This is a genomic window from Ottowia beijingensis, from assembly GCF_013423955.1.
GTDB classification, from domain to species: Bacteria; Pseudomonadota; Gammaproteobacteria; order Burkholderiales; family Burkholderiaceae_C; genus Ottowia; species Ottowia beijingensis.
The window spans coordinates 3,136,914-3,161,031 of the sequence record NZ_JACCKX010000001.1; the positions used below are offsets into that span (position 1 = coordinate 3,136,914).

Annotated in this window: 19 protein-coding genes and 9 pseudogenes; 11 read left to right on the forward strand and 17 right to left on the reverse strand. The window is 69.2% G+C overall.

Going from position 1 to position 24,118, the window contains the following annotated elements; genetic code table 11:
• Positions 1-62 precede the first annotated feature (62 nt).
• A complete protein-coding gene (bktB, locus tag H0I39_RS15590) occupies positions 63-1,247 on the reverse strand; it encodes a beta-ketothiolase BktB (RefSeq protein ID WP_180551098.1) in 1,185 nt (394 codons plus the stop codon).
• 192 nt (positions 1,248-1,439) lie between these two features.
• Here bktB and ppk2 point away from each other — a divergent pair.
• A pseudogene (ppk2, locus tag H0I39_RS15595) lies at positions 1,440-2,325 on the forward strand (polyphosphate kinase 2).
• A 140-nt stretch (positions 2,326-2,465) separates the two neighbouring features.
• On the forward strand, positions 2,466-3,326 hold the full coding sequence (locus H0I39_RS15600) for an ATP adenylyltransferase family protein (RefSeq protein WP_180551099.1): 861 nt from the start codon (positions 2,466-2,468) through the stop codon (positions 3,324-3,326).
• Between the two features lie 319 nt (positions 3,327-3,645).
• Here the strand turns inward: H0I39_RS15600 and H0I39_RS15605 are convergent.
• From H0I39_RS15605 to H0I39_RS15650, 10 genes and pseudogenes are all read right to left on the reverse strand, one after another.
• Positions 3,646-4,415 (reverse strand): annotated as a pseudogene (locus tag H0I39_RS15605) (SDR family NAD(P)-dependent oxidoreductase).
• 64 nt (positions 4,416-4,479) lie between these two features.
• Positions 4,480-5,112 carry a BPSL1445 family SYLF domain-containing lipoprotein gene (locus tag H0I39_RS15610; RefSeq protein ID WP_180551100.1) on the reverse strand — a complete coding sequence of 211 codons (633 nt, stop codon included), beginning with the start codon at positions 5,110-5,112 and terminating at the stop codon, positions 4,480-4,482.
• 150 nt (positions 5,113-5,262) lie between these two features.
• Entirely contained in the window at positions 5,263-5,826 is a 564-nt protein-coding gene (locus tag H0I39_RS15615; RefSeq protein WP_180551101.1) for a dioxygenase family protein, read from the reverse strand.
• A 337-nt stretch (positions 5,827-6,163) separates the two neighbouring features.
• Positions 6,164-6,802: an RluA family pseudouridine synthase gene (locus H0I39_RS15620; RefSeq protein WP_180551102.1), complete on the reverse strand. Its 639-nt coding sequence runs from the start codon at positions 6,800-6,802 to the stop codon at positions 6,164-6,166.
• 62 nt (positions 6,803-6,864) lie between these two features.
• Positions 6,865-7,356, reverse strand: a complete 492-nt coding sequence (locus H0I39_RS15625) for a pyridoxamine 5'-phosphate oxidase family protein (protein ID WP_180551103.1) — start codon at positions 7,354-7,356, stop codon at positions 6,865-6,867.
• 405 nt (positions 7,357-7,761) lie between these two features.
• Positions 7,762-8,910: a hypothetical protein gene (locus H0I39_RS15630; protein ID WP_180551104.1), complete on the reverse strand. Its 1,149-nt coding sequence runs from the start codon at positions 8,908-8,910 to the stop codon at positions 7,762-7,764.
• A gap of 170 nt (positions 8,911-9,080) precedes the next feature.
• Entirely contained in the window at positions 9,081-10,370 is a 1,290-nt protein-coding gene (locus H0I39_RS15635) for a c-type cytochrome (RefSeq protein WP_180551105.1), read from the reverse strand.
• Positions 10,367-11,010: pseudogene (locus H0I39_RS15640) on the reverse strand (c-type cytochrome). The gene H0I39_RS15635 and the pseudogene H0I39_RS15640 overlap by 4 nt, the downstream one beginning before the upstream one ends.
• Before the next feature lie 85 nt (positions 11,011-11,095).
• Positions 11,096-11,689, reverse strand: coding sequence for an OmpA family protein (locus tag H0I39_RS15645; protein ID WP_180551106.1), 594 nt, complete (start codon positions 11,687-11,689; stop codon positions 11,096-11,098).
• The gene (locus H0I39_RS15650) at positions 11,686-12,210 is read right to left on the reverse strand and encodes a FecR family protein (protein ID WP_180551107.1); all 525 of its coding nucleotides are present in this window, start codon (positions 12,208-12,210) and stop codon (positions 11,686-11,688) included. Before H0I39_RS15650 ends, H0I39_RS15645 begins: the two co-directional genes overlap by 4 nt.
• 162 nt (positions 12,211-12,372) lie before the next feature.
• Here H0I39_RS15650 and H0I39_RS15655 point away from each other — a divergent pair.
• The 5 genes and pseudogenes from H0I39_RS15655 (at position 12,373) to H0I39_RS24645 (ending at position 15,462) form a co-directional block, all read left to right on the forward strand.
• Positions 12,373-13,381: pseudogene (locus H0I39_RS15655) on the forward strand (tRNA dihydrouridine synthase).
• 38 nt (positions 13,382-13,419) lie between these two features.
• Positions 13,420-14,393, forward strand: a pseudogene (locus tag H0I39_RS15660) (DUF808 domain-containing protein).
• A 480-nt stretch (positions 14,394-14,873) separates the two neighbouring features.
• Positions 14,874-15,107, forward strand: a complete 234-nt coding sequence (locus H0I39_RS15665; RefSeq protein WP_308645871.1) for a toxin-antitoxin system TumE family protein — start codon at positions 14,874-14,876, stop codon at positions 15,105-15,107.
• Positions 15,104-15,406 (forward strand): HVO_A0114 family putative DNA-binding protein, encoded by a 303-nt coding sequence (locus H0I39_RS15670; protein WP_257645829.1) that lies wholly within the window; start codon positions 15,104-15,106, stop codon positions 15,404-15,406. Before H0I39_RS15665 ends, H0I39_RS15670 begins: the two co-directional genes overlap by 4 nt.
• Positions 15,358-15,462, forward strand: coding sequence for a hypothetical protein (locus H0I39_RS24645; RefSeq protein WP_506329700.1), 105 nt, complete (start codon positions 15,358-15,360; stop codon positions 15,460-15,462). Before H0I39_RS15670 ends, H0I39_RS24645 begins: the two co-directional genes overlap by 49 nt.
• A 159-nt stretch (positions 15,463-15,621) precedes the next feature.
• Here H0I39_RS24645 and H0I39_RS15675 read toward each other — a convergent pair whose 3' ends face one another.
• The 5 genes and pseudogenes from H0I39_RS15675 to H0I39_RS22480 all read right to left on the reverse strand — a co-directional run.
• Entirely contained in the window at positions 15,622-15,960 is a 339-nt protein-coding gene (locus tag H0I39_RS15675) for a hypothetical protein (protein ID WP_180551108.1), read from the reverse strand.
• Between the two features lie 20 nt (positions 15,961-15,980).
• The gene (locus H0I39_RS15680; protein WP_180551109.1) at positions 15,981-16,328 is read right to left on the reverse strand and encodes a hypothetical protein; all 348 of its coding nucleotides are present in this window, start codon (positions 16,326-16,328) and stop codon (positions 15,981-15,983) included.
• Entirely contained in the window at positions 16,298-16,861 is a 564-nt protein-coding gene (locus H0I39_RS15685; protein ID WP_180551110.1) for a hypothetical protein, read from the reverse strand. Before H0I39_RS15685 ends, H0I39_RS15680 begins: the two co-directional genes overlap by 31 nt.
• A gap of 133 nt (positions 16,862-16,994) precedes the next feature.
• Complete coding sequence (locus H0I39_RS15690) at positions 16,995-18,548, reverse strand: acyl-CoA synthetase (RefSeq protein WP_180551111.1); 1,554 nt, start codon at positions 18,546-18,548, stop codon at positions 16,995-16,997.
• Positions 18,549-18,936: 388 nt separating this feature from the next.
• Positions 18,937-19,320, reverse strand: a pseudogene (locus H0I39_RS22480) (class I SAM-dependent methyltransferase); the annotation flags it as partial.
• 211 nt (positions 19,321-19,531) lie between these two features.
• Between H0I39_RS22480 and H0I39_RS15700 the strand changes: the two are divergent.
• Positions 19,532-19,672, forward strand: a pseudogene (locus H0I39_RS15700) (transposase); the annotation flags it as partial.
• Positions 19,673-19,820: 148 nt separating this feature from the next.
• Here the strand turns inward: H0I39_RS15700 and H0I39_RS15705 are convergent.
• Positions 19,821-20,711 carry an NUDIX hydrolase gene (locus H0I39_RS15705; RefSeq protein WP_180551112.1) on the reverse strand — a complete coding sequence of 297 codons (891 nt, stop codon included), beginning with the start codon at positions 20,709-20,711 and terminating at the stop codon, positions 19,821-19,823.
• Between the two features lie 112 nt (positions 20,712-20,823).
• On the opposite strand from H0I39_RS15705, the pseudogene H0I39_RS15710 reads away from it, so the two are divergent.
• From H0I39_RS15710 to H0I39_RS15720, 3 genes and pseudogenes are all read left to right on the forward strand, one after another.
• Positions 20,824-21,734 (forward strand): annotated as a pseudogene (locus H0I39_RS15710) (SDR family NAD(P)-dependent oxidoreductase).
• Between the two features lie 70 nt (positions 21,735-21,804).
• Positions 21,805-23,366, forward strand: a pseudogene (gene gshA, locus H0I39_RS15715) (glutamate--cysteine ligase).
• The gene (locus tag H0I39_RS15720; RefSeq protein ID WP_180551113.1) at positions 23,363-24,034 is read left to right on the forward strand and encodes a GDSL-type esterase/lipase family protein; all 672 of its coding nucleotides are present in this window, start codon (positions 23,363-23,365) and stop codon (positions 24,032-24,034) included. Before gshA ends, H0I39_RS15720 begins: the two are co-directional and overlap by 4 nt.
• The last annotated feature ends 84 nt before the right edge of the window (positions 24,035-24,118 follow it).

Sequence of the window (24,118 nt, forward strand, 5' to 3'; positions counted from 1 at the left end):
CATGAAAAACGCCCGCTGGCGCCGGTCCAGCGGGCGTGGGCAGCTATCTGCCGGATAGCGGATTACATGCGCTCGAAGATCGCCGCAATGCCCTGGCCGCCGCCAATGCACATGGTGACCAGCGCGTATTGGCCCTGGATGCGCTGCAACTCGTACAGCGCCTTCACGGTGATCAGCGCGCCGGTGGCGCCGATGGGGTGGCCCAGCGAGATGCCCGAGCCGTTGGGGTTGACCTTGGCCGGGTCGGCGCCCAGGCCCTTGGTGACGGCGCAGGCCTGCGCGGCGAAGGCCTCGTTGGCCTCGATCACGTCCATCTGGTCGATCTTCATGCCCAGCTTCTTCAACAGCATCTGCGTGGCCGGCACGGGGCCGATGCCCATGGTCTTGGGCTCGACGCCGGCGTGCGCGTAGCCCACCAGGCGGGCCAGCGGCTTGGCACCGCGCGCCTTGGCGGCGCCGGCTTCCATCAGCACCACGGCGGCGGCGGCGTCGTTGATGCCGCTGGCGTTGGCGGCCGTGACGGTGCCGTTCTCCTTCACGAACACCGGCTTCATCTTCTGGAAGTCCTCCAGCTTGGCGCCGGCGCGGAAATGCTCGTCCTTGTCGAAGGTGACGTCGCCCTTGCGGCCCTTGCTGACCACGGGGACGATCTGGTCCTTGAAGCGGCCCTCGGCCCAGGCCTTTTCGGCGCGCTGGTGGCTTTCCAGTGCCAGCGCGTCCTGGTCCTCGCGCGTGATGCCGTGCTCGGCCGCCACGTTCTCGGCCGTCACACCCATGTGGATGGTGTGGAACGGGTCGTGCAGCGCGCCGACCATCATGTCGATCATCTTGGTGTCGCCCATGCGCGCGCCGAAGCGCGTGGCCAGGCTGGCATAGGGCGCGCGGCTCATGTTCTCGGCGCCGCCGCCGATGGCGACGTCGTAGTCGCCCAGCAGGATGCCCTGGCTGGCCGACACGATGGCCTGCAGGCCCGAGCCGCACAGGCGGTTCACGTTCATGGCCGGCGTCTCCTTGGGGCAGCCGCCGTTGATGGCCGCCACGCGCGACAGGTACATGTCGCGCGGTTCGGTGTTGACGACGTGGCCGAAGACCACGTGGCCCACGTCCTTGCCCTCGACGGCAGCGCGCGCCAGCGCCTCCTTGACGACGAGCGCGCCCAGATCGACGGTGGGGGTGTCCTTCAGGCTGCCGCCAAAGGTTCCGATGGCGGTGCGCACACCGCTGACGACGACGACTTCACGTGCCATGACTTGGTTCTCCTGGTTGGTTCTCGGGGTGGGGTTGTAAGGGTCTTGCCCCCACAGTATGCCGCCATCCGGCTGCGGGCCGCTGACAGCGCCGCGCCGAATGTGACAGTCATCAAATCATCACAATCTGAGAATATCGTGAAGGGTTGCGATGAATCGCCTGGAGCACCGACCGTGAGCGAAGAAGAACTGATGCGCCGCCTGCGCGGCGACCTGCTGGACGGCTTTGACGAAGAGCTGGAGATGGAGCTGGAAGACCGCAACATCGACGCGGTGGCCGGCGTGCTGACCGATTCGGCCGACTACAAGGCGGCGCGCCAGCAGTATTTCCGCGAGCTGTTCCGCCTGCAGGGCGAACTGGTGAAGCTGCAGGACTGGGTGGCCACCACCAAGCGCAAGGTGGTGATCGTGTTCGAGGGCGCGACGCGGCCGGCAAGGGCGGCGTGATCAAGCGCATCACCCAGCGGCTGAACCCGCGCGTGGCCCGCGTGGTGGCGCTGCCGGCGCCCAACGACCGCGAGAAGACGCAGTGGTACTTCCAGCGCTACGTGCCGCACCTGCCGGCAGGTGGCGAGCTGGTGCTGTTCGACCGCAGCTGGTACAACCGCGCCGGCGTCGAGCGCGTGATGGGCTTTGCACCGACGACGAGCTGGAGGAGTTCTTCCGCACCGTGCCCGAGTTCGAGAAGATGCTGGTGCGCTCTGGCATCGTGCTGATCAAGTACTGGTTCAGCATCAGCGACGAGGAGCAGAACCTGCGCTTCCTCGGCCGCATCCACGACCCGCTGAAGCAGTGGAAGCTCAGCCCCATGGACCTGGAAAGCCGCCGCCGCTGGGAGGACTACACCAAGGCCAAAGAGGACATGCTGCAGCGCACGCACATCCCCGAGGCGCCGTGGTGGGTGGTGCCGGCCGACGACAAGAAGAAGGCGCGGCTGAACTGCATCACGCACCTGCTGAGCCAACTGCCGTATCAGGAAGTGGAGCGCCCCGAAGTCGTGCTGCCGCCGCGCGTGCGCCACGAGGACTACGTGCGCCACCCGGTGCCCGACAGCATGATCGTGCCGCAGGTGTTCTGACCCGCCGCACCGCGCGGCTTTGGCCGCGCGCCTGCAGGCCTGCCCCGGGCTTGGGTAGGATGCGCCGGAAGGGGCCGGGCGCCACACCACCCGTGGGCGCCGCGGCCGTGTTTCATGGTTCCGATTTCCGAGGGCACCCCATGACGAGCGATTTCCTGCAACAGGTCGACGAACGCGCCCAGGGCGCCCTGGCCTCGGGCGACCTGCAACCCCTGGTCACCGAACAGACCGAGCTGGTCGATGGCGGCCTGCGCTTTCTGGCGCGCTCGGTGTCTACGCTGGCGGGCAAGCGCACGCTGATTCCCGGCGGCCCGCGTGATCCGAACTTCAACCCTTTTCTCTCGCCCGATCCGGCGCTCACCGTGGGGCCGCTGGGCGATGCGCACACGGCGATCCTGAACAAGTTTCCGATCTCGGCGCGCCACCTCGTCATCGCGACGAAGACGTTCAGCGAGCAACTCGAACCGCTGGACCGCAGCGACTTCGCCGCGCTGGCGCGCGTGCTGGTGGCTGCCGGCGGGCTGGGCTTTCACAACGGCGGCACGGCCGCGGGCGCCAGCCAGCGCCACAAGCACCTGCAGTGGATTCCGCGCGCCGAAGGCAACGCCAGCCTCGACCTGTGGTGGCCCGGCCTGCCGGCCGACGCGGCGCCGCTGGCCACGGCGCAGCACCCGCAACTGGCCGTGCGGCACTGCTTCGTGCGCATCGCCGGCGGGCCGGGCGTGTCGGTCGAGGCGTTGGCCGACAGCCTGCACGCCGGCTACACGCGGGCGCTGGCGCAGCTCGGGCTGGCGCCCAACGGCAGCGGCCTGCTGCCGCCCTCCAACCTGCTGATCGCCGACGGCTGGCTGCTGCTGGTGCCGCGCAGCCGCGAGCATTTCGAGGGCGTCTCGGTCAACGCGCTGGCCTTCGGCGGCACCTTCTACGCGCAGGAGGCCGACAAGCTGGCCGCGCTGAAGGCGGCCGGGCCGCTGGCGGCGCTGGCGGCCGTGGGGGTTTGAGCCGTGCTGCGGCTGGCTGGGTGATTCCGTTTTCACCTCAAGGCGTCAACCATCGTCATCCCGGCGAAAGCCGGGATCCATGCGTTCCGCACGTGCGTCGTCTGGGTTCCGGCTTGCGCCGGAATGACGGGATTCATGTGGTTTCGATCTGGACATGGAATGAGCCCGCAGGCGCGAAGGGCGGCGCTGCCAGCGGGGCTGCGGCGCTTCGCGGCTTCCGCCGCTCCTACAGGATCATGGGGAGTATCGGTTGTCAGCGCCAGAATGACGGGCGCTGCAGGCTGACTATATGGGGAGTATCTGGTGATTCGAAGCCGCATCACGCCGTGCGGACATCTGCCACCGGCTCGGCACCGAAGTCGGCGCGCGCCAGGTAGGCCAGCACGCGCCGCGCCGCGTCGTCCGCGCTGGTGAGCTGGCCGCCGCGCTTCAGCTGCTCGAAGCTGCCGCGATCGGGAAAGGCCGCCGCATCGGCGCCGCGCAATTGCACCTGCATGTCGGTGTCGATCACGCCCGGCGCCAGCGAGCACACCTTGGCACCGTTGGGCACCAGCGCCTCGTCCAGCGCCAGGCAGCGGGTGAAGTGGTCCATGCCCGCCTTGGCCGCGCAGTAGGCGGCCTGCGAGGCCATGGCGCGCCGGCCCAGGCCGGACGAGATGTTGAGCACCTTGCGCACGCCCGGCCAGGCGCGCGTGGCGTGCAGAAAGGCGGCGGTCAGCTGCATCGGCGCCTCCAGCCCCACGCGCAGGGCGTTGGCCAGATCGGCCGGCGCGGCGTCGCGCAGCGGCACGATGGCGGGGATGACGCCGGCGTTGTTGATCAGCGCGCTGCTGGCGAAGGCGGCGCCGTCGTGCGCGGCCAGCCAGTCGGCCAGGCGCGCGGCCACGGGGCGGCGTCGGCCAGGTCGGCGGACCATTGCGTCAGCGTGGCACCCGCGGCGGCGGCGCGGCTGGCCAGCGCCTCGTCGGGCCGGCGCGCCAGCGTCAGCACGGTGTGGCCGGGCGCCAGCAGCTGCCCGGCCATGGCGTGGCCCATGCCGCGCGAGGCGCCGGTGAGGATGAACAGGTGGCGGGTGGTGGCGGCGGTCATGGCGTTGAAGTCTTGCAGGGAAAAAGAAAAGGGTGCTGCAATCTATGCAGCACCCTGGGTCGGGTCAGGCGGGGCGGTGTTCACAGCGCCCCGCGTGGCCGTGGCGGGGGTCAGGGCAGGAGATCGGCGTGATCTTGCTGCCACCCACCGAAACGCCGGCTTCCAGGCCCACGTTGGTCAGCGTGAAGCTGGTGATGGGCTGCTGCAGGGTCTTGGTGTCGACGTGGCCGTTGGCGCCCACGGTGCCCACGGCGACGGTGGCGTCGGCATCAGCCGTCCAGCCCTTGCTGGCGCGGAACTTCTGCAGCGCGTCGGCCGTGTTGAACACGTAGATGACCGATTTGGACTGGCCGCCGGCCTGGAAGCCGATGGAGCCGCTGGTGGTGCTGTAGTAGTTCACCGTCTGGCCGCCCACGCGCAGCGCGCCGCGGCCGTGTTCGGCGCCGACGACGAACGAGCCGCCCACGACGGCCGGGAACACCAGCACGCCCGCGGCCTTGGACACCATTTCACGCGTGCCCGGCACGGTGCTGTACAGGCGCGACAGGGTTTCGTTGACCGAGGTCTCCATCGACGCGCGGCTGACGGCCGGGGTGGCCTGGCTGTCCTTGGTGGTGGTGGTGCAGCCGATCAGCGCGATGCTGCCCAGGCCCAGGGCAGTGGCCAGGCCGATGCTGCGCAGGTTGAAGTTTTTCATGAGGTGTGTCCTTTGTTTCGTGAGTCAGATTGACGACGTGCAAACTGTAGAGCGCGCCGCGGCCGAGGCGTAGGACAGCAGCCCGCGACCTTGTGGCAACCGGCGCCAGGGCGTTGTGCGGGGCGCGCCAGCGCGTGCGGCGCAGCGGCGTTAGGCCAGCACCACCAGCGTGTAGTCGGCGTGCAGGCCGTCGGGGCCGGGCGAGTAGGGGCGGGTGAGGGCGCGGCGGCCCGGTTCGTCGAGCCGGCGCCACAGGAAGTCGCGCGCGTTGCCCGGATCGCCTTCGACGTACAGCTGCGTCGTCAGCAGCTCGTGCCGGCCCAGCCGCACCTTCACGTGGATGTGCGGCGTGCGCCCGCTGTAGGGCGCGGGGCGGATGGTGCGAAAGCGCCAGGCGCCATCGGCGCCCACGGTGACGCGGCCAAAGCCCTGGAACGCCGCGTCGGCCCGCCCGCCGTCGCGCGGATGGTGGTAGCGGCCCTGCTGGTCGCACTGCCAGATTTCCACCTGCGCGCCGCTCACCGGCCGGCCGTCGACGTCCAGCACGCGCCCTTCGACCTGCGCCGGCGTGCCCTGCGTGTACCGCTGCGCGCCGTTGCGCAGCAGGTCGTGGTCGCTGTCGGTGGGCAGCTCGACGGGGTAGAACGGGCCTTCGGTCTGCTGCGGCGTGGGGCGCAGGCGCTCGGCCGGCTGGGCGATGGCGCCGCGCCACACCCAGGGCGCGGCCAGCAGCGCGGCCGCGGCGTGGCGGCGGGTGAGGGCGGGCGCGGGTGGGTGGTCATGGGCGGCTTCCGGTCGGTGCAGGGTGCGAGTCGCGCGCCGCCAGGCAAGTTCCTGCGCGGTGGCTGATGGGTGCGGTCTTGCTTGCGTCGCACCCAGTCTCCAACAGCGTTTTAGGAGCGGGCTTGCCCGCGATCAAGCGTTGGTAGCGGCGAGGCGCCTCATCGCGGGCAAGCCCGCTCCCACACAGCGAAAGCGGTGCGCGCGTCATGAGAAATCAATTTTGATAGCTGCCGGCGCTTGCCCCGCCTGCGCTGCAGGCCGAAAACGCTTAGAAAGGCACGTCGCTCCGCAGGTCGAGAGTGTGTCCGCTCACCGGATGCTCAAACCGCAAGGCGCAGGCGTGCAGCATCAGCCGTGGGGCCGTGTCGGGGGCGCCGTACAGCGCATCGCCGACGATGGGGTGGCCGAGTGCCAGCAGGTGCACGCGCAGCTGGTGCGAACGGCCGGTGACGGGCTCCAGCGCCAGGCGCGCGGTGTCGGTGGCGGCATTGTGCGCCAGCAGGCGCCAGCGCGTGCGGCTGGGCTTGCCGCTGGCGTGGTCGACCTTGCTGCGCGGGCGGTTCGGCCAGTCGACGATCAGGGGCAGGTCGATCTCGGCCCAGCCGTCCGCATCCGTGGCGGCGCTGGGCCGGCCGTGCACCAGCGCCTCGTAGCGCTTGTGCACGCGGCGCTCGGCAAAGGCGCTGCTGAGCGCGCGCTGCACGGCGGCGCTGCGCGCCATCAGCAGCAGGCCGCTGGTGGCCTGGTCGAGCCGGTGCACGATCAATGCACCGGGCCAGCGCCGTTGCGCGCGGGTGCTCAGGCAGTCGGCGTTCTGCGGCCCGCGGCCCGGCACCGACAGCAGGCCAGCCGGCTTGACCAGGGCCAGCAGGTGCGCGTCCTCGTGCAGCACCTCGACATCGTCCACGGCTGCGACAGGCGCCGCCGGCTGGGCGCCGGCTGCTGCGTTTTCAGGAGCGTCTGGCGGGTTCAAGCGGCCAGCGCCTGCGCCAGTTCGTCAGGCCCCACGCTGCGCGCGGCGCCGAAGCCGGCCACCTGCCGCGCGCCGGTGAGCTGCAGCGTGACGAAGCGGAAATCGGGTAGCGCCGTCATCGGCTCGACATCCGGAAAGCGCGCCAGGTAGGCCCTGCGCGCCGTGACCCAGTCGGCCGAGCCGGGCGCCGGCGTGCTGGCCAGCCCCTGCAGCGTGACGCGGGCCAGGTCGTGCACCGGCGCGTCGTCGGCATCGGCGGCGGTGACCAGCAGCGACACGCGCGGCTCGGCCGCCATGTTGGCGGTGTGCGCCGCCAGCCCGCTGACGTGCAGCACCAGCTGCTGCGTGGCGGTGTCGATGGCGTAGGGCACCATCGACACGAAGGCGCCGCCGCCCTGCGCGTCCAGCGTGCCCAGCGCCGCGTGGCGCCGCGCCTGCAGCAGCGCGCGCAGTGCGAGGCCGAGGCGGGGCAGGTGCGGGGTGGTCATGGTGTGGAGCTGAAGGAAGCGGGCTGGCCGCAACGCCGCGTGGACTGTAGCATTCGCCGAGCCGGCGGCGGCATCGACGGCGCCGGGCTTTCAAGCCCAGTGTGCAGGCGGGGTATGGGGAGTATGAGTCGTTAGCGCTTGATTGATGGGCGCTTTCGGATAGGGTGTTGGGGAGTATCTGATCGATCTCTGCCGGCGAGGCCGTCCATCGCGGGCAAGCCCGCTCCCACAAAGAGCCGTGCCAGTTCATCCGTCGCACGGCTTCCAAAAAGCAGCGCCTCAGCCATGTCGAGTGGCCGCGGAGCAGGCCAGGCCAGCGGCCGCCGCGGCCGGACTTGCGCCGGCCGCTGGCGGCGTCCCCCTCCTGCAGGAGAGGGGAAGCGGCGTCAGCCGCTCAGGGGGTGTTCACATGACTTTGCACAACTCGAACACCAGCGCCGGCCCCAGCGACTGGTTCAGCGCGCCGGCCGCCACGTGGCCGGTGGAGACGGCGCCGACGGTCGAGGCCTGGAATTCGGGCGCGCCCGCCTGGTCGTGGATCTCGACGAAGGCGGTGGGCGTGGCGGCGCGGCGCTGCAGGTCTTCGCGCAGGCGCTCGATGGCGCCGGCGTGGACCGAGCCGTCGTAGATCACGGCATCCGGCAGGTGCTGGGTGGCCAGGCGCTCGGCCTGGCGCATGTCCTCGGCGGCGTCCAGGATCAGCCCGTAGCCGGCCAGCGCCTGCAGGCACTGCGCGCGCCGCTGCGCGTGGCCGGTGACCAGCAGCACGCGGCAGCCCTGGATGACGGCCGACACGCTGGACGGGCCGACCGAGGTCTCGACGGCGCTGGCCAGCTGGTCCTCCGACACCTGCGCCAGGTCGAGCGTGACGCGCACGTGGTCATCGCGCGTGTCGAGTTGCGACACCGCGCCCACCGCGTGCGCCAGCTGGTGCCACAGCGTCCAGCGGATGCTGCGCCACACCGGCTCGGGCACCTCGGCCGGGTTGCACCAGGCGGCCACGCGCAGGCGCGGGCGGCTGGTGCGGCCGGATTTGTCGACGGTGATGGTGACGCTGGCCGCCATCTGGCCGGCCCACTGCACCAGTTCGTCGACCAGCATGTAGAGCATGCTGGAGTCGGCGTACACGCGGGTGTGGGCCAGGCCCTGGCGCACGCCGATCTGGCGGCGCGCCAGCCAGTCGGCGCGGGCCGTCAGCACGGCGCGCACCACGTCGGCCAGGTTGAGCACTTCGCGCTGCTGCGGTGGCGGGTCTTCGCACAGCCGCAGCACGTGCTGCGCGGCCATGCCGGCCTGGCGCGCGCGCTCGACCGATTCGGTCACGGGGATCAGGCTGCGCACCAGGCTGGGCTCCATGCGGTTCAGGCGCTCGAGCTGCTCGCTGGCGGCGTTGAGCGACATGGCCACTTCCTGGCCCAGCTGGCGCACCACGTCGGGCCAGGACAGGTTGCCGCCGCCGCCCGCAAGGGGCGCCGCCGCGTGGTCGGCGGATGCCGTGTCACCCGCCTCGCGGCGGCGCGCGCCCGGTTTGGGGGTGAACCAGTTGAAAGCCATGTGCCGCTCCCGTGCTTGCTGTTGTTTCGGTGGCGCGGCCCGGCGTGGCTGCCAGGGCAGGCGCGTGCAAAACAGTATAGGGGCGCCACATAGGCAGCGCGTGACCGCCGGGGCGCCGCGCGCCGCCGGTCGTCGGGTGGGGGCGGGGGTATGGGTGCCGGTGCAGGCGCTCAGGGCCGCAGGCTGCTGCTGCTGGCCTGGCGCATCTGCAGCACTTCCAGCGGCGTCACCTCGGGCGCGTGCTGGCCCCAGGCGTTGCGGATGTGGCTGATGACGGCGGCGATCTCGGTGTCGTTCAGCGTCAGCGTGAACGGCGGCATGCCATAGGGGCGCGGGCGCCCCGCCGTGGCCGGGCCGAAGCCGCCGTGCAGCATCACCTGCAGCAGGTTCTGCGTGTGCGGCATGGTGACGGCGCGGTTGCCGGCCAGCGCCGGGTAGGCGCCGGGCACGCCCTCGCCCTGTTCGCCATGGCAGCTGGCGCAGTGCTGGCCGTACAGCTTTTCGCCCGCCTGGGCCAGGCGCGTGGGCGTGGCGGCGGGCGCGGCAGCGGGGGCCGATGGGGCCGGCGACAGTGCTTTCAGGTAGCCGGCCATGGCCTGCAGGTCGGCGTCGTTCAGGTACTGCGTGCCGTGGAACACCACTTCCGCCATCGGCCCGCTGGCGTGGCCGCGGGCCGAGTGGCCGGTCTTGAGCAGTTGCACGATGTCCTCCACCGGCCACTGGCCCAGGCCGGCCTCGTGCGGCGCGGTGAGCGAGGGCGCATACCAGCCTTGGGCCGGCATCAGGCCGCCGTCCAGCCGCTGCCAGTCGGCGCCGCCCAGGCGGTCGCGCGGCGCATGACAGGCCGAGCAGTGGGCCACGGCGTGCACCAGGTAGGCGCCGCGGCGCTGCGGATCGGCGTGCACGTTGTCGGCCGGCGCATCGCCGGGGCGGAAGTACAGCGCCCGCCACACCGCCAGCGCCGCCTGCGTGCTGTAGGGCCAGCGCAGTTCGTGCGCCGGCACCTGCGTGCGCGTCGACGGCAGGCTGCGGAAGTAGGCGAACAGCGCATCGCTGTCGGCGCGCGTGAGCAGCGTGGTGTGGGTGTACGGGAAGGCCGGGTACAGCAGCCGCCCGTCGGCCGAGCGGCCATGGTGCAGCGCGCGCCAGAAGGCGGCGGCGCTCCAGCGGCCGATGCCGGTGTCGGGGTCGGGCGTCAGATTGCCGGCGTACAGCGTGCCGAAGGGCGTGGCGATGGGCTTGCCGCCGGCCGCTGGAACGCCGCCACGCGCGGTGTGGCAGGCCAGGCAATTGCCGGCGCGCGCCAGGTAGGCGCCGCGCGCCAGCACCGCGGCATCGGCGGCCATGGGCTCGGCGGCGTCGATGTCCACGCCGTCGTTGTAGTTCAGGTGCCAGAGCACGCCCGTGGCCAACCCCGCCAGCAGCACCAGCGCAAGCAGGGCGCGGCGAAGCAGCCTCAACGCGCGGCTCCCGGCGCGGGCGCGGTGCCGCACTTCAGGTCGGCGGCGTCGCCGGGCAGGGCGCCGCGAGCGGCGGCGGGGCGCGCATCGGCCGGCACCGGCTGGCTGGCCAGCCAGCTGACGACGGCGTAGGCGTCGCGATCGGACAGGCGCTGCACGATGCTGGCCATGCAGTCGGGCGCGTGCGCGCGGCGCTGCCCGGTGCGCCAGCCGCCCAGCTGCGCCATCAGATAGTCCGCCGGCAGGCCAGCAGGCCGGGCGTGTCGGGCAGGGCGCCCATCAGCGCCGGGCCATGGCACTGGACGCAGGCCGGCAGGCGCTGGGCGGCATCGCCGTTCAGCGCCAGATCGCGCCCGCGCGCCAGCACGGCGGGCGGCGGCGGGCTGGCCAGCGGCGCGGGCGGCGGGTAGGGCGCCTGCATGGCGGCGAAGTGGCGCGCGATGTCCATCAGGTACTCGTCGCTCAGCACGTCGACCATGCGCGTCATCAGGCCGTAATGGCGCCGGCCGTCGCGGAAGTTGAGCAGCTGGTTGTACAGGTAGCCCGCCGGCTTGCCGGCCAGGCGCGGGTAATAGCCATCAGGCCCGGCGCGGCCCTGCTCGCCATGGCAGGCGGTGCAGGCCAGCGTGCGCTGGGCCATGCTGTCCTCGAACGGCCTGGCGGCCTGCGCGGCGCCGGCCAGCAGCAGCGCGCCCAGCAGTGCGCCCAGCCGCCGCCGCCAACGATCACCGCACAACGATTTCGGCACGGCGGTTCTTCGGTTCCTCGACTTCGTCGGCGGTTTGCACCACCGGCTCGCGCTCGCCGCGGCCCACGGCCTCCACCCGGTTCGGGTCGAAGCCACGATCGATGACGAGCTGGCGCACCGCCTGCGCGCGCTGCAGCGACAGCGTGTCGTTCGATTCGACGCTGCCCACGCGGTCGGTGTGGCCGATGATGATGACCTCGCCGCCCGGCCGCTCGGTGGCGCGCGCCAGCACGTCGGCCAGCTCGGCGCTGGATTCGGGCGTGAGTTGCGCGCCGCCCGGCATGAACAGCAGCGTGAAGCGCTGCTCGGCCGCTGGCTGCACCGACAGCAGTTGGCCGTAGCGCTTTTCAACCTGCTGCGCATCGGTCTGCGCGGTGTCGACGCTGCCGCTGGAAGCCACCTCGGCCACGGCATAGGGCTGGGCCAGCACCACCTGGCCTTGCCGGGCCTGCACGGTCACGGCTGCGGTCGGCACGCCTTCCTGCGGCAGCAGCACCACGCGCGTGGCCGGCGCGCAGGCGGCCAGCGCCAGCAGCGCGGGTGCCAGCAGGGCGATCAGGCGCCGGCTCATGGGTTTTCCTCCACGATGAAATCGGTGCCGCGCACGCCGATCACGGTGGTGGGCGTGGTCACCTTCACCTGCTCGGGCTTCAGCTTGGCGATCAGCCCCGTGGCCATGCGCAGGCTGCCGCGCACCAAATTGACCAGCATGCTGCCTTCCTGCGTGGTGCTGTTGAAGGCGAATTCGGACAGGTCCATCACGCTGTCGGGGCCCACGGCCAGCACGGTGCCGTCCTTCAGCGTCAGCGAGGCGGCGCTCTTCGGCCCGGTGACGATGCGGTCGGTGGTCTGCACGCCGGCGCCCACCACGGCGGCGCTGCGGGCGTTGCCGCGCACCACGGTGACCTCGCCCTGCACGGCCTTGAAGGTGCCTTCGCGCGCATCGCCCGTGGGCTGCGGCATGGCGGCCGGGGCGGGGGCAGGGGCCGGTGCGGCAACCGGCGCGGCCGGCTGCTGCGCCCAGGCCTGCGCGGCCAGGCACAGCGACAGGCACGCCAGCCAGCGCGGAGCCTTGTGGATATCGAAGCGCATGGAGAACTCCGTTGGAAAAATCACACGGGGCCTGCGGCCCCTGAACACTTGATCCTAACGCGGATCGCCCGCGGCGCAGCGACAATCGGCCCCTGCCACCGCCCGGCGACGGGCCTATTTGGACCGAAAGACCCCTTGACCCCGACCCTGGTGCTCGCCCCGATGGAAGGCCTGCTCGACCACGGCCTGCGCGACATCCTCACGCGCGTGGGCGGGGTCGACCGTTGCGTGTCGGAGTTCATCCGCATCACCGACCAGTTGCTGCCCTCGCGCAGCTTCGTGCGCGTGGTGCCCGAGCTGAAGCACGGCAGCCGCACCGGCTGGCGTGCCGGTGCGCCCGCAACTGCTGGGCAGCGACCCGGTGTGCCTGGCCGAGAACGCCGCGCGCCTGGCCGAGCTGGCCCCGGCCGGCATCGACCTGAACTTCGGCTGCCCGGCCAAGACCGTGAACCGCCACCGCGGCGGCGCCGTGCTGCTGGACGAGCCGGAGCTGATCCACGCCATCGTCGCCGCCGTGCGCCGCGCCGTGCCGGCGCCCATCGCCGTCTCGGCCAAGATGCGCCTGGGCAATGCCGACGACGCCCGCCTGCTCGACTGCGCCCACGCCATCGACAGCGCCGGCGCCAGCGAGCTGGCCGTGCACGCGCGCACCAAGGCGCACGGCTACCGGCCACCGGCCTACTGGGAGTCGATCGCCGCCGTGCGCGAGGCCGTGCGCCTGCCCGTCATCGCCAACGGCGAGATCTGGAGCGCCGACGACGCCGAACGCTGCCGCCAGGTGACCGGCTGCAGCACCCTGATGCTGGGCCGCGGCATGGTGCGCCGCCCCGGCCTGGCGCTGGCCATCCGCGCTGCCGGCCAGCCCGCTGCGGCGCCGCGCGAGATGACGGCGTCCTACAGCGACGCCGCCGTGGCGGCCCTACCATGGCGCCGCGTCGTGCCCCTGCTGGCCGACTTCTGGGCTGACGTGTGCGGCCGCGTCGAGCGCCGCCACCGCGCCGGGCGCCTGAAGCAGTGGCTGAACTACCTGCGCGTGGCCTACCCCGAGGCCCAGCAGGCCTTCGACGCCCTGCGCGCCGTGAACGACCCGGACGCCATCAGCGCCTGGGTGCTTCGAATTCAGGAGCTGCCGGCGCCGGCCAGTACAGCGCTGCAGCCCGAAAAGGCTTGAAAAATATCAACAACCGTTCTACCTGAAGGAAATTCACCGTGGCCTCCAGCCTGCTTCTGCTGCTCGACGACATCGCCGCCGTGCTCGACGACGTGGCCGTCATGTCCAAGATGGCCGCGCGCAAAAGCGCGGCCATGGCCGACGACGTGGCCGTGCTCACCAAGGTATCGGCGCAGAAAACCGCCGGCGTGCTGGGCGACGACCTGGCGCTGAACGCGCAGCAGGTCACCGGCGTGTCGGCCAACCGCGAAATCCCGGTGGTATGGCAGGTGGCCAAGGGCTCGATGCTCAACAAGGCCATCCTGGTGCCCGCCGCGCTGGCCATCAGCGCCTTCATGCCCTGGCTGGTCACGCCGCTGCTCATGGTGGGCGGCGCCTTCCTGGCGTTCGAGGGCTTCGAGAAAGTGGCGCACAAGGTCCTGCACAAGGAAGAGGCCGCCACACACCGGGCCGAACTCGAAGCCGCGCTGGCCGACCCCGGCGTGGACATGGCGCAGATGGAAAGGACAAGGTCAAGGGCGCCATCCGCACCGACTTCATCCTCTCGGCCGAGATCATCGCCATCACCCTGGGCACCGTGGCCGGGCAGGACTTCTGGACCCAGCTGGCCGTGCTGGTCGGCATCGCCCTGCTGATGACCGTGGGCGTCTACGGCCTGGTCGGCGGCATCGTCAAGCTGGACGACCTGGGGCTGTGGCTGAGCCAGAAGGCCAGCAGCGCCGCCCAGGCCATCGGCCGCGGCATTTTGTGGCTGGCGCCGTGGCTGATGAAGTTCCTGTCGGTGGCCGGCACGGCGGCCATGTTTTTGGTGGGTGGCGGCATCATCGCCCACGGCATCGGGCCGCTCTACGCGCTCATCGAGCAATGGAGCGCTGCCGCCGGCGGCCTGGGCTGGCTGGTCGGCATGCTGGCCAACGCCGTCGTCGGCATCGTCACCGGCGCCATCGTGGTGGGCGTGGTCACGCTGATCAAGAAGCTGCGCGGCGGTGGTACGCGGGCGCCGGCGCATTGAGCCTGCCGCCATGGCATGTTGCGGGGTAATTCGGATGTTTAGGAGCGGCCTTGGCCGCGATGGCTGCGCTGCCTGCTCCACGAATTTAGAGCGCCCCAACCGTCTTGGCACCGGTGGCGCTCTGTGCCTGAAGTGAAACACGACTTCGCTTCGCCCCCTGACTGGCGCACGCGGCACACCGGGTTGTGGGAGCGGGCTTGCCCGCGATGGGCGTTACTTTTGGGCGATGCGCCCCATCGCGGGCAAGCCCGCTCCCACAAAAACAGCGCCTCGTATCGGCCAGCCGAGGCGGTGGCGCGGACAAGGTCTTGCTGACCCTGATGGCCCCAAAGTTTTCCCCATCCCTCGATCAATACCAATCAAAAGTTGCCTCGTGGGTGGCCGTTGTCGCGATTGACATCAACTGTGGTTTGTTGTCAGAATTGACAACATGCGCGCCCAGCTGATCACCCACTTCAAGGATGTCACCCCAGAGGAGACGTGATCGAGCTGATCGTCTGGAAGGTGCCCTCGCCGGTGCCGCCATCAACGCACGGCTACAAGTACCGGGCGGCCTACGTGGTGGGCGGCAAGCGGGTGATCGGCTTCGACAACGAGCGCGGCAAGGGCGACCATTGCCACATCGACGGGCACGAGGCGGACTACACGTTCAAAGGGCCTGGGCAACTGGTGGAAGACTTCATTGCCGCCATCGACGCAAGGAGAAAGACATGACCGAACGGACATTGACCATCACACAGACGCCCGACTGGCGCGCCGGCCTGCGCGCCGCCGGCAAGGCGGCAACGCGCGGGCGTTATGCCGGCGAAGTGCTGAACTTCGAGAGCCCGGCGCAGTTCTTCGGCCAGCTCACCGAAAAGCGCTGGGAACTGGTGCGCGCGGCGCAGGGCCGGGGGTGCTGCCGGTGCGCGAACTGGCGCGGCTGGTGGCGCGCGACGTGCGTCGTGTGCACGACGACGTGGTGGTGCTGGCCGACCTTGGCCTGCTGGAGCGCACCGAAGGCGGCGGCGTGATCTGCCCGTTCGCGACGGTCCACGTGGACTTCAAGCTGGAGCGGGCGGCGGCGTAATCGTGATCTGACCCCGATTCCCTAGCGAAAGTTGTGGGGAAACCTCAGGCTCTGACCCCGATTTCCCTCCGATTTCCCTCCGATTTCCCTCCGATTTCCCCTGACCCCGATTTCGCTCCGATTTCCCTGTGCCAATTCCCGGCCTCTCGATTCCTCCCATCAGTCTTGCAGCACGTTATTGAAGAAGGTGCAAGATCTGGCACCGGGTTGATGAAGCTGGGAAATTTTCAGCCATTTTTGCCCGATGATGGTTTCGACTAGGGCGATATTACCTTTGCGCTCGATGACAAGACCACAATGGCTGTCATCGCCGCTACGTAGCTTGCGGCGAAAATCTGGCAATTGGGCTTGGAGACGTTGCTGTGCTGCCAACCTCTGTCTATGCTTGTCCAGCAGCTCCGCTACGTATGTAAACCGTATTGACTGCTTTTCTTGTTTTGCCACTTTTGCGATCGAAGCGAAACCATCTTTAAAGCCAAAAATCACAGCATCGCTCATGCTGCTAAGGGGTATGGGCATCACGGGACGAAACGCTGAGTCAGCAATGGTGCGTGTTTCTGTACGACGATCGGCGCTAATAACTGACATAAAAAATGCCCTTGGCCAACGCTAAATACACGATATCTTTCATTGCCACTTTTCTTGGTGATTATTTTTCCCGTTGCAGCATCAAGTAGAGCCACTTGATGCCCTCTGGTGGCGGTTGCCAACAGGGTACCGCAACTGTCTGCACAAGCAAGATTTTTAACGTAGCGACTGGCCTCGTCGTCAAAACCGCCAGCCTTGATTTGGCCGAAGACCGGTACTCGCCATTGCAATGTTGGTGGCTCACTGTCTAAACGTATGGAGAGAACTTCTCCATCCATGTTGCCGATGAACAAAAATCGGCCATCCGCGGAAAACGTTGCCGAATGAACGAAGTTGCCCCATTTGCTGTGCCCTTCAGGGACGAAAGAGATCGGCGTGTCACTCGACTTTTTGCCATCCCATTGTTGTCAATCTTGAATTTAAACAATCTGTGGCCGAGAACCAATAAAAACTGCTTGGCTGCGGAATCGAAGCTGTAAGCAATTCCATAGGATGGACGTTCAATGCCCTCAAGCACTCCGCGCCATATGGTTTCTCCTGTTGGAAGGTTGCGAATAACAAGCTCACCCTTAATTATGTTTATGATGTATTTCCCATCTGGATTGATATGTACGTGCTCCCAATCTTGAGCTGGGTGGGCATTACTCGTCTCGGCTTCGGGGATTGCTGGTAGCTCCACAGTTTGATCTTGAAATCTGACAAATGTTTTTCCGCCTCCTTGCCGCAAGATGCCAAATGTCTGGCCGTTCTGTGAAACTGAGTAGTACGGACTAGGAACTCGTGGCCACTGTAATTGAATTTCGTCAGGCACCGAGCAGTATCCTTCAGGAATGCTTGCGCCCAGAGTAAGTGATAAAGAAATAATTTTAATTATTTTGAACATTTTCCGTGGTGAATAAAAGTGTAAATGGAGGATAAATAGGTCGGATGAAAATCTCCGCGCCTCAATCCACCCCAATCGTTTTCCGCAACTCCCGCTTCAACAGCTTCCCACTCGGATTTTTCGGCAGCGCATCGACAAACACCACGCGCTTCGGGCTCTTGAAATGCGCCATGTGCGCGTTGCAGTGCTCGATGACCTGCGCTTCAGTCAAGTCCTGCCCCTGCTTGACCACGATCACCGCCGTCACCGCCTCCACCCACTTCGGATCGGGCAGGCCGATCACCGCGACTTCGCTGACCTGGGGCAGGCGGTAGATCATTTCCTCGACCTCGCGGCTGGCGACGTTCTCGCCGCCGGACTTGATCATGTCCTTCTTGCGGTCGACCACGCTGATGTAGCCCTCGTCGTCGATGGTGCCGAGGTCGCCCGAGTGGAACCAGTCGCCCTCGAAGGCGGCCTTCGTCCGCTCGTCGTCGTGGAAGTAGCCCTGCATCAGGTGCGGCGAGCGGTGCACGATCTCGCCGACTTCGCCCACGGCCACGTCGCGCATCTGGTCGTCGACCACGCGCGTCTCGACGTTGATGACCGCGCGGCCGGCCGAGCCGGGTTTGCGCAGCTGATCCTCGGGGCCGAGCATCGTCGCCAGCGGGGCGATTTCGGTCTGGCCGTACAGGTTCCACAGGCGCACATTCGGCAGGCGGCGGGCGATCTCCTTCATCACCTCCACCGGCATGATGGAGGCGCCGTAGTAGCCCTTGGCCAGCTTCGACAGATCGGTCTGGTCGAACAGCGGCGAGCGCAGCAGGGCGATCCACACCGTGGGCGGGGCGAAGAAGCTGGTGATGCCGTGCGCCGCCATCATGGCCAGCAGGTTGTCGGGCGTGGGTTTGGCGGTGATGTGGTTCTCGCTGCCGATGTAGATGGCGGGGCCGAAGAACACGTCGAGCTGCGCGCAGTGGTACAGCGGCAGCGCGTGCAGGGCCACGTCTTTTTCGGCGACCTCAGCGTTGATGCAGCAGCTGACGTACTGCCACAGCACGGCGTCGTGCGTCAGCATGGCGCCTTTCGGGCTCGACTCGGTGCCGCTGGTGTAGACGATCTGCAGCAGGTCGGTGCTTTGCAGCGGCGTGTCGGGCAGCGGCGCGGTGCAGGCCGCCAGGTCGTGAAAGCTGGCCATGCCTTCCACCGGCTCGCTCGGGTCTTCGCTGGGCAGCCAGATGAAGTCCTGCACATGCGTGTCCAGCTTGGCCGCGGCGCGCGCCAGCTCGGCCAGGCCGCTGTCGGTGGCCAGCGTGCGGGCGCCGGCGTGGCGCAGGATGTAGGCCACCTCGTCGGCCTTCAGCATGAAGTTGATGGGCACCAGCACCGCGCCCAGCCGCGCCAGCGCAAAGCGCATGGCGGCAAAGCCGTGCGAGTTGCGCGCCAGCACGGCCACCTTGTCGCCATGGGCGATGCCGCGCTGCGCCAGTCCGGCGGCCAGGCGGGTGACGAGGGCGTCGAACTCGGCATAGGTCCAGCGCGTGTCGCCGCAATGGATGGCCAGCTTGTTCGGCAGGCGGATGGCGGTGCGGCGCAGCAGGTCGCCCAGGGCCTGGCGGCGGGTGATGGGGTGCATGGTGTCTCCGGTGTTTTTCAAGTGTTTTTGGCCTCTGGTGCTTGTCCAGCAAGCGCAGGAAGCTATGTTTTTGAAGCAAATTGACGCGCATGGGGCGGATGAAGGGCTCGCCCGGCGGTGGCTTGAGCGCCTCGAAGCGTTCGCGCACGCGCTCGCGCATGGCGGGGCTGAAGCGGCGGTCGGCGTAGGTCACGTCGGTCATGCGGCGCTCGAAATCCTCGAAGTCGGCGTAACGCACGGGCACGTTGAAGTGGTGCTCCACCACGGCGCGCCAGCCACCGCTGGCCACGGCGCGCTGCACGGCCTGGTAGGCGGCGTGGCGCACCGCCTGCTCATCGTTGAACAGGCGCACGATCTCGTTCATGGGGCCGGTGAACACCGGCTCGGACACGTACAGGTGGCCGCCGGGCTTGAGCACTCGGCGCGCCTCGGCCAGGCCCTGGTCCATCCCGTCCAGCGGCACGTGGTGCAGCGACTTGAGCATGATCGCCAGGTCGAAGGCCGCGTCGTCGAACGGGATGGCCTGCGCGCCGGCGGCGATGAAAGTGAGGCCCGGCACGGGTGGCGCGGCCAGGTTCTTGGCGTGCTGCGCTTCATCCACCTCCAGCCCGGTGACGGTGCAGGCGGGGTAGGCGGTGAGCAGCTTGCGCGACAGGTAGGCGGCGCCGCAGCCGATTTCGATGATGCGTTGCTCGTGCAGCGGCACCAGCCGGTTCAGCAGCGCCAGTTCATCGGTGACGATGTCGGTGGGGGTGAAGTCGGGGATTTCCATGTCAGGGGCGGCGCACAGCGGCGGGGTGTGGAGTGGGTGTGGGAGCGGGCTTGCCCGCGATGGGGCGCATCGACGGCGCGTGAAGTCCTATCGCGGGCAAGCCCGCTACCACAAAGGGGTGGCGATGGGCGAGCTTCGCGGGCTTCATTTTCCATCACAAGGTTGAAACCACCGGCTTTAAGCCGGTCAGCTTTAGCTCGATGATGTTGGGATGCACTACAGATGCGGCGGCCACACGGTCTACCAGATCGAATATCACTTTGTGTGGGTCACGAAGTCCCACTACAGGGTGCTTCGTGGGGAGATTGGACTGAGGGTTAAAGAGTTGGTACGCCAGACGCGCGAGGCTTTTGGTAGCTGGAGCATCACTTTGAGCCGAACCCAAATGACAACTTCAGGGCAGAGCCTTGACTACAGGACGCGTTGTGAAGTCGACGCGTGGGTGGGCACTTTCAGTGCCTGGCAGTCAACCCACCGGCTTTAGCCGGTGGTTGTTGAGTTCAATCCAGATAAGGGCCAAAGCCCTGCGGCGGCTCGAAGCGCTTGTTGCGCCACACCACGCGCGTGGGCACGGGCTCTGGCAGGGCACGGGCGGGTACCGAATGGGCTTCGTCGCCCGGGTAGCACAGCACGCGGGTCTCGGCGGTGTCGGCGGGCTGGGGCTCGATCAGCGGCGGCGTGCGGCTGCGCGCGTCGGCCATGGCGTGGGCCACGTCGCGGTACTGCATCAGGTGCAGCAGGCTGACGATTTGCGGCGGGGCCATGTCGATCTCGTGCGCGCGGTATTGCTGCAGCGCCTGCCTGGGCGTGAGCCAGCGCGCCTCGGTCACCTCGAAGTCGTCGTGCCTGGCCTCCTGCGCGGGCGGCACGGCGGCAAGGAAGAAGCGCGTGTCGAAACGCTTGTTCATCACCGAGGGCCGGCGCGGCGTGATCCAGCGCACCCAGGGAGCGAGGGCGTCGGTGTCGAGCCGCGCGCCGTGCTCGGCCAGCAGGGCGGCGAAGGATTCGCCGGCGCGCAGGCGCTCGCAGGTGGCGGCGCTGTGCTCGGCGATCTCGGCGGCGCCAACCTGCAGATACAGCAGGCCCGATTCCTCGGCCGCCTCGCGCGCGGCGGCCACGTAGAAGGCGGCGGCCTGCTCGGGCGTCAGCGCCGGTTCGGCCACGCGGGCGTGCAGCTCGGCCATGGGGCGGTCGAGCAGGGCCAGCATCTCGGGCGCGCTGTCGGCTGCATCCACCTTGCCGCCGGGGAAGACGTAGGCGCCGCCCAGCACGGCCGAATCGGTGTGGCGGCGCATCAGCAGCACCTGCAGCCCGTCGGCGCTGTCGCGCAGCATCACCACGCTGGCCGAGTCGCGCGGCGGGGTGTCGATGATGTCGTGGTTGAGTTCCATGGGCGGCATTTTGGCGCCAAGCCGGGGCGGCGTTTGTCGGCTGCGCTACAGGGGCGCGGCGGCGGTGAATTACAGTCGGCGCCAGTCAAAGGCAAGCCAAGGAGCAACACACATGGACAAGATCGATTTCACCGGCCGCGTGGCCATCGTCACCGGCGCCGGCGGCGGGCTGGGGCGCCTGCATGCGCTGGCGCTGGCCGAGCGCGGCGCCAAGGTGGTGGTCAACGACCTGGGCGGCGCGGTGGATGGCAGCGGCGGCTCCGCCAGCGCGGCGCAGAAGGTGGTCGACGAGATCAAGGCCAAGGGCGGCGAGGCGATGGCCAACGGCGCCTCGGTGACCGATTTCGACGCCGTGCAGGCCATGGTGCAGCAGGCCATCGACACCTGGGGCCGCGTCGACATCCTGGTGCACAACGCCGGCATCCTGCGCGACAAGAGCTTCGGCAAGATGGAGCTGGCCGATTTCCGCCTGGTGGTGGACGTGCACCTGATGGGTGGCGTGCACCTGTGCAAGGCCGCCTGGCCGCACATGGTCGAGCAGAAATACGGCCGCATCGTGCTGACCACCTCGTCCAGCGGCCTGTACGGCAACTTCGGCCAGAGCAACTACGGCGCCGCCAAGATGGCGCTGGTGGGCCTGATGCAGACATTGAGCATCGAAGGCGCCAAGAGCGACATCCGCGTCAACTGCCTGGCGCCCACCGCCGCCACCCGCATGACCGAAGGCCTGCTGCCGCCCGAAGTGCTGGAGGCCCTGAAGCCCGAGGCCGTGGTGCCCGCCATGCTGGTGGCGGTGAGCGAGCAGGCGCCCAGCCGCATGATCTTTGCCGCCGGCGCCGGCACCTACGAGGCCGCGCACGTCACCTTGACCAAGGGCGTGCACCTGGGCCTGACCCCGACACGCCCGAGCGCCTGGCGGCCGCGCTGGAGCAGGTGCGCGACCGCAGCGGCGAAACCGTGCCGCAGGTCGGCGGCGAGCAGGGCCGCAACGAGGTGGGGCAGGCGCTGGCCGCGCGCCGCTGACCCGGCGTCAGGCGGGACTTGTGCGCCTGTGCTAACTTCGCCACCCCGCCTGAAAGAACGGAACAAGAACATGAGCACGCTGAGCGACCGGCTGGCCACGCTGACGCCCGAGCGTCTGCGTGGCATCCGCCGCGGCATCGAGAAGGAAAGCCTGCGCGCGCAGCCCGGCGGCACGCTGGCGCTGACGCCGCACCCGGCCGCGCTGGGCTCGCCGCTGACGCACCCGCACATCACCACCGATTTCAGCGAATCGCAGCTCGAACTGGTGACGGGCGTGCATGGCAACGTCGATGCCGCGCTGGCCGAGCTGTCGCAGATCCACCAGGTGGTCTACCAGGGGCTGGCCGCGCTGGGCGACGAGATGCTGTGGGTCAGCAGCATGCCCTGCGGCCTGCCGACCGACGAAACCATTCCGCTGGGCCGCTACGGCAGCAGCAACGTCGGCCGCGCCAAGAGCGTGTACCGCATGGGGCTGGGCCACCGCTACGGCCGGCGCATGCAGACCATCTCGGGTATCCACTACAACTGGTCGCTGCCGGGTTTGAGCAACGACAACTACTTCGCGCTGATCCGCAACTTCCGCCGCAACGCGGTGGTGCTGCTGTACCTGTTCGGCGCCTCGCCGGCGGTGTGTTCGTGCTTCGTCGCCGGGCGCGACCACGAACTGCAGCCCATGGGCGCCAACACCATGGGGCTGCCGCACGCCACCTCACTGCGCATGGGGCGCCTGGGCTACCAGAGCGATGCGCAGGCCCAGCTGGCCGTGAGCTACAACAGCCTGGAGAGCTACGCCGCCTCGCTGGAAGAAGCCTTGACCAAGCCGTACCCGGCCTATGAGGCGGTGGGCATCCAGAACCCCGGCGGCGACTACAACCAGCTGGCCACCACGCTGCTGCAGATCGAGAACGAGTTCTACGGCACCATCCGGCCCAAGCGCGTCATCCGCCCCGGCGAGCGCCCGCTGCACGCGCTGCGCGAGCGCGGTGTCGAATACGTCGAAGTGCGGCTGATGGACCTGGACCCGTTCGAGCCCATCGGCCTCAACGCCGACACGGCGCGCTTTCTCGACCTGTTCCTGCTGCACTGCCTGCTGGAAGACAGCCCACCCGATTCGCCGGACGAGATCGCGGCGGTGAAGAACAACCAGCATCTCACGGCCGCGCGCGGCGCGAGCCCGGCCTGCTGCTGCAGCGCCTGGGCCAGCCCGTGACCCTGGCCGACTGGGCGGCCGACATCGTGGGGCAGTTGGAACCCGTGGCCGCCGCCATGGACGCACAGGATGGCGGCCGTGCCTACGCCGACGCCCTGGCCGCCGCCCGCGCGGCGCTGGCCGCGCCGCACACGCTGCCCTCGGCCCGCGTGCTGAGCGCCATGCGCGCCGAGCATGCCGACAGCTTCTCGGCCTTCGTCAGCGCGCGTTCGCTGGACACCCGCGCCCGGCTGCTGGCGCTGCCGTACAGCGCCGATCTGAAGGCGCGCTTCGACCAGCTGGCCGCCGCCTCGGTGGCCGAGCAGAAGCGCATCGAGGCCAGCGACCAGGTGCCGTTCGAGGACTACCGGCGCGAATACACCTCGCCCGAGCGCCTGGGCACCGGCGCCCGCGCGGTGCTGGCCGGCGCCGAATCGGTGTGAGCGCGGCAGGGCAGACCACCCGGCGCGGCTTTGCGGCGCGCACGCTGGCGCTGGGCGCGGCGGCGCTGCTGGGCACCGCGCTGGCGGGCTGCGGCCGCAGCCAGGGCAAGGCGCAGCCCGTGCCGGCCGGCAGCACCGTGCTGGCGCTGGGCGATTCGCTGACCTACGGCACCGGCGCCTCGGCCGAGGCCAGCTACCCCACGGTGCTGGCCGAACTGACGGGCTGGAACGTCGTCAACGCCGGCGTGCCGGGCGACACCAGCGCGCAGGCGCTGGCGCGGCTGCCGGCGCTGCTGGCCGAGCACCGCCCGAAGCTGGTCATCGTCAGCATCGGCGGCAACGACTTCCTGCGCAAGCTGCCCGAGAGCGACACGCGCGCCAACGTGCATGCGGCCTGCAAGCTGGCGCTCGAATCAGGTGCGCAGGTGTTGCTGGTGGCCGTGCCGCGCGCCACCGTGGCCGCCGCGCTGGGCCAGATGACCGACCACGCGCTGTACGCCGAGGTCGCGAAGGACCTGAACATTCCGCTGCAGCGCGAAGGCTGGGGCGAGGTGCTGGCGCAGGCCGAGCTGCGTTCCGACCAGGTGCACGCCAATGCCAAGGGCTACGCGCAGTTCGCGCGCAGCGTGCAGGGCACGGCGGCGGCGGCGGGGTTGTTGCCGCGCTGAGGGGTGTTGGGCGGCGCTGTTGGCCGTGGCGGGTGACTGGGGCAGGCGCGGGCGCTGCCATCGCGGCCAAGGCTGCTCCCACAG